Annotated in this window: 10 protein-coding genes; 4 read left to right on the plus strand and 6 right to left on the minus strand. The window is 62.7% G+C overall.

Going from position 1 to position 10577, the window contains the following annotated elements; all coding sequences use genetic code 11:
- Positions 1-686, minus strand: a 686-nt coding sequence (locus tag ACXJL8_RS22105) for a CmpA/NrtA family ABC transporter substrate-binding protein (protein WP_456685583.1), incomplete at its 3' end; no start/stop codon positions are given.
- Between the two features lie 675 nt (positions 687-1361).
- On the opposite strand from ACXJL8_RS22105, the gene ACXJL8_RS22110 reads away from it, so the two are divergent.
- Positions 1362-2201: a formate/nitrite transporter family protein gene (locus ACXJL8_RS22110; protein ID WP_456621418.1), complete on the plus strand. Its 840-nt coding sequence runs from the start codon at positions 1362-1364 to the stop codon at positions 2199-2201.
- Between the two features lie 55 nt (positions 2202-2256).
- On the plus strand, positions 2257-3993 hold the full coding sequence (locus ACXJL8_RS22115) for a protein kinase domain-containing protein (RefSeq protein ID WP_456685584.1): 1737 nt from the start codon (positions 2257-2259) through the stop codon (positions 3991-3993).
- Between the two features lie 157 nt (positions 3994-4150).
- Here ACXJL8_RS22115 and ACXJL8_RS22120 read toward each other — a convergent pair whose 3' ends face one another.
- Positions 4151-4351: a DUF6494 family protein gene (locus ACXJL8_RS22120; protein ID WP_130220955.1), complete on the minus strand. Its 201-nt coding sequence runs from the start codon at positions 4349-4351 to the stop codon at positions 4151-4153.
- 240 nt (positions 4352-4591) lie between these two features.
- Positions 4592-5146, minus strand: a complete 555-nt coding sequence (locus ACXJL8_RS22125; RefSeq protein WP_456621416.1) for a hypothetical protein — start codon at positions 5144-5146, stop codon at positions 4592-4594.
- 309 nt (positions 5147-5455) lie between these two features.
- Here ACXJL8_RS22125 and ACXJL8_RS22130 point away from each other — a divergent pair, with 309 nt between their 5' ends.
- A complete protein-coding gene (locus ACXJL8_RS22130; protein WP_456621415.1) occupies positions 5456-6169 on the plus strand; it encodes an imm11 family protein in 714 nt (237 codons plus the stop codon).
- 171 nt (positions 6170-6340) lie between these two features.
- On the opposite strand, the gene ACXJL8_RS22135 is transcribed toward ACXJL8_RS22130, so the two are convergent.
- Complete coding sequence (locus ACXJL8_RS22135; RefSeq protein WP_456621414.1) at positions 6341-7258, minus strand: intradiol ring-cleavage dioxygenase; 918 nt, start codon at positions 7256-7258, stop codon at positions 6341-6343.
- 176 nt (positions 7259-7434) lie between these two features.
- On the opposite strand from ACXJL8_RS22135, the gene ACXJL8_RS22140 reads away from it, so the two are divergent.
- The gene (locus ACXJL8_RS22140; RefSeq protein ID WP_456621413.1) at positions 7435-8709 is read left to right on the plus strand and encodes a serine hydrolase domain-containing protein; all 1275 of its coding nucleotides are present in this window, start codon (positions 7435-7437) and stop codon (positions 8707-8709) included.
- A 51-nt stretch (positions 8710-8760) separates the two neighbouring features.
- Here ACXJL8_RS22140 and ACXJL8_RS22145 read toward each other — a convergent pair whose 3' ends face one another.
- Together ACXJL8_RS22145 and ACXJL8_RS22150 are read right to left on the minus strand one after the other, a co-directional pair.
- The gene (locus ACXJL8_RS22145; protein WP_456685585.1) at positions 8761-10080 is read right to left on the minus strand and encodes a TRAP transporter large permease; all 1320 of its coding nucleotides are present in this window, start codon (positions 10078-10080) and stop codon (positions 8761-8763) included.
- Positions 10077-10577 (minus strand): TRAP transporter small permease (locus ACXJL8_RS22150; RefSeq protein WP_456685586.1); only part of this gene is annotated, 501 nt, incomplete at its 5' end. The genes ACXJL8_RS22145 and ACXJL8_RS22150, both read right to left, overlap by 4 nt.

The raw sequence follows: 10577 nt of genomic DNA on the forward strand, positions 1-10577 counted from the left end.
GATGGTCTCAATGTCCTTGTCGGGATCGATGCCGCCGGCGGCGAGCCAGTAGCGATGGTCTCAATGTCCTTGTCGGGATCGATGCCGCCGGCGGCGAGCCAGTAGCGGATCCAGAGGTCATGCGTGCCGCCGGGGAAGGTCATCGCAGCCTTAACGGCCTTGCCGCTGGCCTTCTTCTTCTCCAGCGCCGCTTTGAACGGCGTGGCGTCGGTGCCGAGCTTGAGGTCAGCATATTCCTTGGCGACCGAGATGCACTGCGCGTCGAGATTGAGCCGCGCCAAAATGTACATCGGTGTCGGCTGGTTGTTCTGCGTCACCTTGCCGGCCGAGATCAGATACGGCATCGGGGTGAGGATATGCGCGCCGTCGATGCCGTTGCCTTCCGAGCCGAGCACCAGATTGTCACGCGTGGTGCCCCAGGAGGCCTGCTTCTGCACGTCGACATCGGGCATGCCGTATTTGGCGAACAGGCCCTTGTCCTTGGCGACGAACAGCGGGCCGGCATCGCTCAGCGCAATGAAGCCGAGCTTGGCGCCCTTGACCTCGGGGCCTGCGTCCTGCGCGAACGCGCCGGCGGGGAAATTCAGTTTGGCGGCGGCGAGAAGAGCGGCGGTCGAGCCGGTGACCTTCAACAATTGACGGCGGCTGAGGCCAGTCTCCGAGGGCCGGCGAATGCGCTTGGTCATGGGTTGTGTCGTCCTTTGCGTCGTTGCGAATGATTGCGTCAGTGCGCACGAGCAGCCCGTCCGTCCGTGACGCCGAAAAAGGCGCATGCGGACGCGCGACGGGGAAACCCCCGCCCGGGTGGCGTCAGCAAATTCGGATGAGAAGTCTCGCGGGACGGCTTCAATGGCGTCGCTTGTAACTATTCAAGCTTCATGCCAAGCCCGCCGCCGCCAAAAGGCGTTTCAAATTAATGAGTTAGGGATAGCGCGCCAGACTGTCGCAGGCATGTTCCGCACGCGAAATTTGCGCCTTGCTCAATAATTGTGCGACGCACAAAGCTTGTGCATTCGCTCAAGCAAAAGGCCATCGAGCGCACAAAAGGCAGATCCAGACGAGCATCATCCGATTGATATTGCTTGTTTTTTCTGGCGCAGCCACCCGGCACGCAACTTGCATTTCCAGTGACGTCAACGAAGACTGCGGCTTTGCCGCATTGTTGCAGCCTCTGGCGGCCGCAACCCGGAAGCTCACCTGCTTCGCGGCCCTCCTCGGCTCAGTCGTCGTGACGCGATTCCCAAGGCTTCCAAACCTCTCCAGGCCCTCGTGCGCGGCAGGCCGCCCGCACGGCCAATCACATGCAGCCGCGCTCTCATGGGAGGGCGCGTCGATCTCTCATACGAGCAAAGGGACCATTGATGTCGTATCTCGCGCCTTCGGAATTCGTCACCAAGATGGTGGATGCGGGCGAATCCAAGATCTTCATGTCCACCCGGGATACCATCATCCGGGCCTACATGGCCGGCGCCATCCTCGCGCTGGCGGCCTGGTTCGCCGTCACCATCAACGTGAACACGGGCCAGCCGCTGGTCGGCGCGCTGCTGTTTCCGGTCGGCTTCGTCATGCTGTACCTGCTGGGCTTCGACCTCCTGACCGGCGTGTTCGTGCTCTCGCCGCTCGCGCTGATCGACAAGCGCCCGGGCGTCACCTTTGGCGGCGTGCTGCGCAACTGGGGCCTCGTCTTCGTCGGCAATTTCGCCGGCGCCTTCACCGTGGCCTTCATGATGGCCTTCGTCACGACGTTCGGCTTCACCCAAGACCCCGACAAGGTCGGCGCCGCCATCGGCAACATCGGCGAGGGCCGAACGCTCGGCTATGCCGCACACGGCGCGGCCGGCATGGCGACGCTGTTCCTGCGCGGCATGCTCTGCAACTGGATGGTCTCGACCGGCGTCGTCGGCGCCATGATCTCGACCTCGGTCCCCGGCAAGGTGATCGCGATGTGGATGCCGATCCTGGTGTTCTTCTACATGGTGTTCGAGCACTCCGTCGTGAACATGTTCCTGTTCCCGTCGGGCCTGATGTTGCACGCAAAGTTCTCGATCATGGATTATTTGATCTGGAACGAGATCCCGACCGTGCTCGGCAACCTCGTCGGCGGCCTCGCCTTCACCGGCATGACGCTCTACGCCACGCACGTCATGACCCTGCCGAAGCGCCAGGCCGGCAAGACCACGCAGCCCCGCGTTGCGGCCTGATACGTCTCGACAGGGGAGCCTCGCCCGATCAGGGTGAGGCTCCCCTCGCCCGGTGATGACGATGACCCGCGGTCTTCAGATTTCGGTCGGCCAGCACTCCGACAGGGGTCGCAAGCCCGTCAACCAGGATTTTCACGGCGTCCTGATTCCGGAAGAGCCGCAGCTCAGCCTGAAGGGCATCGCGGCCGTTCTGGCCGACGGCATCTCGAGCAGCACGGTGAGCCAGATCGCCAGCGAGTCGGCGGTCAAGAGCTTCCTGATGGACTATTACTGCACGTCGGAATCCTGGACGGTGAAGACGTCCGCCCGCCGCGTGCTGGATGCGACCAATTCCTGGCTCCACGCGCAGACGCGCAAGAGCCAGTACGCCTATGACCGCGATAAGGGTTACGTCTGCACCCTGAGCGCCATGGTCATCAAGGCCACCACCGCGCACATCTTCCATGTCGGCGACTGCCGCATCTACCGCGTCGCCGGCAAGGCGCTCGAGCAGCTGACCGACGATCACCGGATCATCGTCTCGTCGGTGCAGACCTATCTCGGCCGCGCGCTCGGCATCAATCCGCAGCTCGAGATCGACTACCAGGCGTTCGAGATCGAGGCCGRCGACACCTTCCTGCTCGCCACCGACGGCGCCTACGAATTCGTCGAGCAGCGCTTCATCACCAGCGCTATCGCCGAGCATGCAGCCGAACTCGACGGCGCCGCGAAGGCGATCGTCGAGGAAGCCTACCGGCGCGGCAGCGACGACAACATCACCGTCCAGATTCTCCGCATCGACGCGGTGCCGCAGCGCGAGCCGGCCGGCATTTTCAGTCAGACGTCACAGCTGCCGCTTCCGCCACTGCCGGAGCCGCGGGCGATGTTCGACGGCTACAGGATCGTCCGCGAGATCCACGGCAGCAGCCGCAGCCACATCTATCTTGCCGTCGATACGGAAACCGAGGAACCGGTCGCGCTCAAGYTGCCGTCGATCGATTTGCGCGACAACGCCGCCTATCTCAAGCGCTTCATGATGGAGGAATGGATCGCGCGCCGGATCGACAGCCCGCATGTGCTGAAACCGCTGTCACAGTCGCGGCGGCGCAGCTATCTCTATGTCGCGACCGAATTCATCGAGGGACAGACCCTGCGGCAGTGGATGACCGACAATCCGCGCCCCGATCTCGAGACCGTGCGCGGACTGGTCGAGCAGATCGCCGCGGGCCTGCGCGCCTTCCATCGCATGGAGATGCTGCATCAGGATCTGCGGCCCGACAACATCATGATCGACAAGACCGGCACCGCAAAGATCATCGACTTCGGATCGGTCAGGGTGGCCGGCGTCACCGAGGCCGCGCCGCTAGGTGAGACCGACGAAATCCTGGGAACGGTCCAATACACGGCGCCGGAGTATTTTCTTGGGCAAGGCGGCTCGCCGCGCTCCGACATGTTTTCGCTGGCCGTGATCTGCTACCAGATGCTCACGGGAAAGCTTCCCTACGGCACCCAGATCGCGAAGATCCGGCGAAAATCGGACGTGCGGAGGCTGCAATATCGCCCGGCCGACGACGACCGCAACGTGCCGGCGTGGGTCGACGGCGCGCTCCGGCGCGCGCTGCATCCAGATCCCTACAAGCGGCACGAAGATCTGTCCGAATTCGTCTTCGAGCTGCGCTCGCCCAATCCGGCCTATCTCGACACCCGGATCACGCCGCTCTTGGAGCGCAGCCCGCTGATGTTCTGGAAGCTGACCTCGGCGGCGCTCGCCTGCGCGGTCGTCGTGTTGCTGGCGCTGCTGCACGCGCGTTAGGGCGCAAAGGCGCGGACGTCAGCTTCTGGCGGCCAAGCGGAGACATTATCGTTCGTCAGAGCATTGCCGCTGGTGACCCAAAGCAGTCGTTGCTGGAAGTCAACAGGATTGAATGCTCCACCAAGAGGGCGGCAATGCCGGGGCAGCCGGGACATCGTCAGAGTGCGATTGTTTCCTCGACTACATGTTTCAGCGGCGTCCCCTCAGCGGACAGGGTCATTCGCAGTTTGAGCTTGCCACCTTTCACCGCCCCGCTACGCACCAGGTTCTCAATTTCACGCTGCGATGTAACTCCGACATGCTTCAGAAATTTACGGATAGCCATATTGAAGCGGTCTTCATCGAACTCGGCGGTCATGGCTGTTCTCCCTGGTCGGGCAGGCGAAGTCTAACACGAGGCGAGCAAAGACCAAACATCGAGGCCCAACTCGCGTCGCCGCCGGTTTCCTCCTCAACCTGATTGCCTACAACGTCGGCCCGGAGCGAAGACTACACCTGAGGTTGCAAGGTCGGCCGTTTGAGGTGGACCGGACACGGCTGGCGCTGTCCCCGACCGCCGCTTGTGACCCAAAGGCGACTTCCAGCCTCAAAGCCGGTGTCAGTTTGTGGGGTCGTCTGTTTCGATCATGATCGTGCGGCGCGGCTTGAAAATTCCAGCTCTAGTGGTGACTCCACCCAGCCTCGCGTGATCGGCTCTGATCTCATCCAACCAAGGGGTACTGATAGTCAGTCTAGTCAGCAGCGGCGCGTCGGGTGCTACCTCGATCGTAACGGGTCGCAATTCGATGTTCGCGCCGATCACGCGAGAGAATTCTTCCGGGCAGAGCTGCTGCGCCCGCTCGTAGGGCTGGCCGTGCGGAAACCAGATGAAGGCGGGGTATGAATCGTCGGTTAAGTCGCGCTTGCCGTCGCGCAGATTGGCGAGCGCCGCCGGCTCTTGGCTGAACTTTCCGGGCAGCGAGTCCGCCGTGAGCGACTTTTCGCAAACCAGTCCGTACTGCTTCTTACGCCTGAACCATTCCGTGCCATCGGAAGCCATCGACGCGACCAGCATGCCGTATTGGCCAAGGTCGATGACGGGGGCAACGCCCTTGACGATGGAATAGGTCGTCTTACCGGTTCCCCAGGAGGCCCCCCCGGTCCAGTAGCGCACTGCGATGATGCTGGAGCCAGACCTGACCGCTCCATTGACGCCGACCGAAAAGGACAGCCTGTAGCGAAACGTGACGTCGTCCCCACCCCGCAAGCCGCCAGCAAACCCAGAGCGCCCAGGCCCACAAAGACCGCGGTCAGGCGCATTCCCTCGCGCAAAAGCAAAGCGGCGAGGCCGCTGTAAAGTTTGTGAATGGTCATGGCGCACGTAGTAGCATGGGCACCTTGGACGGATCGTAAACGGTCTTGTTGACTGGGATCACTGCAATGACCGCGAGCGTACAAAGCCGTCAGTCGGCCGGGACGCAAAATGGCACCTACTGACCATCTCGCCGGACGGCATTCTCGTCTGGCTTCATCTAAAGATTGGTCGTCGCAACCTCACGAGGCAAAACAGAAAATGGCGTGGATCATAAGGGGTATGTATGGCAAGTCGGTGATCGGATATTCCGCCGAAGACGCCAACGTTCTAGAAGCTTATTTCGAGAATAATTTCGTTCAGCCGGGGTCGCTGAAGCGAGTATGTTGGAATTGCGGGGTGCCAATTCCCTCCGAGGTGATGCCGCGGCGCGTCAGGCTGGCCAAAGCCAAGACCATGAGCGACTGGATGCTGATGCGTCGAGGAGGCGACTTGGTCAGCTCTCGCGTAAAGGACGCCGTTGAAGAGCTTGACCCCGGGCGGCACCAGTTCTTTCCGGTTATAGTCGAAGACAAGGATGGTAGCGTTCGGGCCGAGCAGCAGCACTTTATCTTCAACGTCGTGGGGCGGATCGATTCGATCATCGCGCAGCGCAGTCATTTCGACGTGGTCGGACAGGCCAACACCGACAATTGGGCTTACAGCAAGCGTGTCGGGCCGTGGCATTGTACGCTAGACGTCTCCGTTATTGACGGGCGGGCATGTTGGGTCGAGCATCGCTATACCGACTGCTGGTTCGTTTCCGATCGATTGGCCGCGATGTTGCGCAAGCGCAAGGTCAACGGAATTAGGCTCGACTTCCACAGCGAAGAAGCGTCACTTTAGTCGTTTCGGCGAATTGCCAGTTGTGCGAACGGTGGCGTACTCGATAGTCCGCTAATGGCCCAACTCGGACCTCCGGGTAGGTCCGCTGTTGCGCCGCTACCGAAAGCACAGCGGACATAGTGGCGCCCCGAGGGCCGCACGGTTTTGAATTTGCGCCCCAACCGAGAACCCTCACGCCGGCTCCTCGGCCTTCACCCCCAGCGGCTTCGGCGCCATGCCGCCGCCGGGCTTGAGGTGGAATTCGTAAGTCATCAAGTGCCACTGCCCGTTTGCCTTGGTGCCGTCGGGCATCGCGGGATCGTTGCGCGGCTCGACCTTGGCGACGAGGTCGTCCTTGACGCCGAACACCACGTCGGAATCGAGATATTTGTCACCGTCCATGAAGACGTGGGTGATCAGCGGCTCGTAACCCTTCGCGTTGACCAGGAAGTGCACGTGCGCGGGGCGCATCGGATGACGCTTGGTCTGCACGATCATCTCGCCGACGGGACCGTCGGTCGGGATCGGATAGCTGCACGGCAAGATGGTGCGGAAGAAGAAGCGGCCGTCGCTGTCGGTGATGAAGCGCGCCCGCGCCGAGGCGCCGACCTCGTCATAGTTCGGCTTCTGTGAATCGTAGAAGCCGTCATCGTCGGCATGCCAGACGTCGACCGGGACATTCGCGAGCGGCTTGCCCTTGAGATCGGTGACGCGGCTCTGCACGAACATCCGCTCTCCGGTCTGATTGTTCGGCGAGATGTCGGTGCCGTGCGCGGTGACCTTGTGCTCGCCGACATAGAACGGGCCGAGCACCGTGGTCTGGGTGGCGCCTTCGCGGTCGCGGTGGTTGACCGCGTCGACCAGCATGGAGACGCCGAGCACGTCGGACAGGAGAATGAATTCCTGGCGGGTGTCGGTGCATTTCTGGCCGGTGCGGGTCAGGAAATCGATGGCGTATTCCCATTCCTCGAAGGTGAGACCGGTCTTGCTCACGTAATCGTGCAGCGACTTCACCAGTTCCTGGAGCAGGAATTTCGCGCGCGGGTTCGGCGTGTTGTCGAAGCTCTTGACGACGGCTTCGGTGAGCTCGGTCTCGTTGAACTGGGTCATGGTGCGTTTGCCTTAAGTTTTTCTCGTTGGCCCCTTTTGAGATTCCTTGGGGCTCCCTGGACGTGTTCCAAGGTGGAGCCTACACCAGTCGGCGGGGCCGCGTTAAGCGCGACCGGCTTGGAATGGGGCCGTCATTTCGGCTATCACCTTGTCGAGAAACTGCCCCGGAGGAACCGATGCTCGCCCCCAGCCCCGCCTCGCCCGAATCCGTCGGCCTGTCCAAGGCCGCGCTCGACCGCGTCGATGCACACCTGAGGAACCGGTACATCGATGCCGGACGCTTCCCGGGCGCGCATCTCCTGGTCTACCGCCGCGGCAAGGTCGCGCACAGCTCGGTCCAGGGCTTTGCCGATCTCGAGCGCAAGCTGCCGGTCAAGGACGACACCATCTACCGCATCTATTCCATGACCAAGCCTCTCACCTGCGTCGCCTTCATGATGCTGGTCGAGGAGGGCCTCGTCGCCATCGACGAGCCCGTCGCCAGATACATTCCGGAATGGAAGGATCTCGGCGTGTTCGTCGCCGGCACCGCGCCATCCTTCCTGACCCGGCCGCCGACCCGGCCGATGCTGATCGTCGACCTGCTGCGCCACACCTCCGGGCTGACTTACGGCTTCCAGCAGCGCTCCAATGTCGATGCCGCCTACCGGACGGAGAAGATCGGCGAGGTCGAGAAATCCGGCACGCTCCAGACCATGATCGAGGGCCTCGCAAAAATCCCGCTGGAATTCTCGCCGGGCGAAGCCTGGAACTACTCGGTCGCGACCGACGTGCTCGGCTATCTCATCGGCAAAATCTCGGGCATGCCGTTCGAGCAGTTCCTCAAGGCACGCATCCTCGATCCGCTTGGCATGACCGACACCGACTTCCACGTGCCGGCCTCGAAGGCGCATCGTTTCGCCGCCTGCTATTCGGCGGACCCGGGCGGCGGCATGACCTTCCATGCCGGCCAGCGCCGCGAGGGGTTGACGCTCCAGGACGATCCGGCGACGAGCTCGTTCCTGTCCCCGCCCTCCTTCATCTCCGGCGGCGGCGGCCTGTGCTCGACGGTCGCCGACTATCTCACCTTCTGCCGCGCGCTGCTCAATGGCGGCGAGCTCGGCGGGATCAGGCTGATCGGGCCGAAGACGCTGGCATTGATGACGACCAACCACATCCCGGGCGGCCGCTTCCTCCCCGAGGTATCGCGCTCGCTGTTCTCGGAGGCGACCTATAACGGCATCGGCTTCGGGCTCGGCTTCGCCGTGACCATGCGCCCGGCCGAGACGCTGATCGCCGGCAGCCCCGGCGAATACAATTGGGGCGGCGCGGCCACCACCTCGTTCTGGATCGACCCCGCCGAGGAGCTGATCGCGATCTTCATGACGCAGGTACTCCCGTCCAGCGCCTATCCGATCCGGCGCGAGCTGCGCAGCATGGTCTATGCCGCGATCACCGAGAGCAATCTGTGACCAATTGAATCGATCCCGCGGCCGTCGGCCGCGGGATCGCGATATCGGGCCTTATCTGAGCATCTCCGGCACGATCAGCCGCGGCAGGAACAACGAGACCTCGGGCCAGATGATCAATGCGGCCAGCACCAGCAGCATCGGGACCAGCATGATGGCCGTATCCTTCAGCGCATAGCGCAGCCGCACGCCGGCGATCGAGCAGGCGATCATCAGGCACAGGCCATAGGGCGGCGTGACCAGCCCGAACGCCAGCGAGACGATCGAGATGATGGCAAACTGCACGGGATGCAGGTCGACCGATTTGGCCAGCGGTTCGAGAACGGTACCGACGATGATGATCGCCGGAATGGCGTCGAGAAAACAGCCCRCCACCAGAAAGCAGAAGGCGATGAAGAAACCCGCCGCGGTCGCGCCCATGCCCCAGGTCGAGACGTTGGCCAGCAGTTCCTGCGGGATCTTGTAATAGGCCAATAGCCAGCCGAACGCGCTCGCGGTGCCGACGCAGAACAGCGCGACGCCGGCCAGGCGTCCGGTGTCGAGCAGCGCCTTGTAGAGTTCGCGCGCCCCGGTTTCACGGTAGAAAAACGTCGACAGCGCCACGGAATACAGCACCGCGACGCAGGCGGATTCGGTCGCGGTGAACCACCCGAGCAGGATGCCGCCGACGATGATGAACGGCGTCATCAGCGCCGGTATCGACCGCCAGATGGCGCAGCGCATATCGACCCAGCTGTCTTTCGGGTAGGTCGGATAGCCGCGGCGCACGGCATAGACATGCACCGTCGCCATCTGCGCGCCTGCGATCAGCAGGCCGGGCACGATGCCTGCGAGGTACATCGCGGCGATCGAAGTCGAGATCAGCCCGCCCCACACGATCATCAGGATCGAGGGCGGGATGATGACGGCGAGCACGGCCGACACCGCGGTGATGGCGATGGAGAACGAGAGGTCGTAGCCCTCCTTGGTCTGGGCATCGATGAAGATCTTGGATTGGCTCGCCGCGTCGGCGGTGGAGGAACCGGAGATGCCGGCAAAGAACACCGACAGCACGACATTGATCTGCGCCAGCGATCCCGGCCAATGCCCGACCATCGAGCGCGACAACGCGACCAGGCGGTCGGTGATGCCGCCGATGCTCATCAGGTTGGCGGTCAGCAGGAAGAACGGCACCGCCAGCAGGATGAACGAATTGTAGGCGTTGAAGGTCTCCTGCGCGAGCGTCATGATCGACAAATGCGGCTCGATCAAAAGGATCGGCACACAGGCAAGGCCGAGCGCAAAGGCGACCGGCACGCGAATGATGAGCAGGCCGATGAAAACCCCGAACAGGACCAGTGCGGCCTGCCCGGCAGAAAGAACATTCCCACTCATGGTTTTGCCCCAAGCAGAATCCGCATCTCGTCGACGATCTGTTCGCCCGCAAATATGATCCACGTCACCCCGGCCACCGGCCAGGCGACGTGGATCATCCAGAGCGGCAGATCGGCCAGTTCAGACGTACGGTTCCAGGCGAACCGCGTGAATTCGAGCCCGCCCCACACAAACACCAACGCCATCGCCAGCACGCCGAGCCGGGCGAGAATCCGCACCATGGCCTCGCTTCGGCGTGACAGGTCAGGCCAGATGTCGACCTCGAAATGCTGCGACTCTCTGATGCCGACCATGGCGCCGATCATGATGGTCCAGACGAACAGGAAGCGCGCCATCTCCTCCGTCCAGATGTAGGAGGGAATGAGTGGGGTGTAGCGCGATATGATCTGCAGCGTCACCGGGATGACGAGAATGCCGACACAGGCCGCGAGCAGGATTTCGAGCAATTTCGCATAGGCCGCCGTCGCTCGGCGCCATAGCGACGGGGTCGCCGCAAC

The sequence above is a fragment of the Bradyrhizobium sp. P5_C11_2 genome, assembly GCF_054049755.1.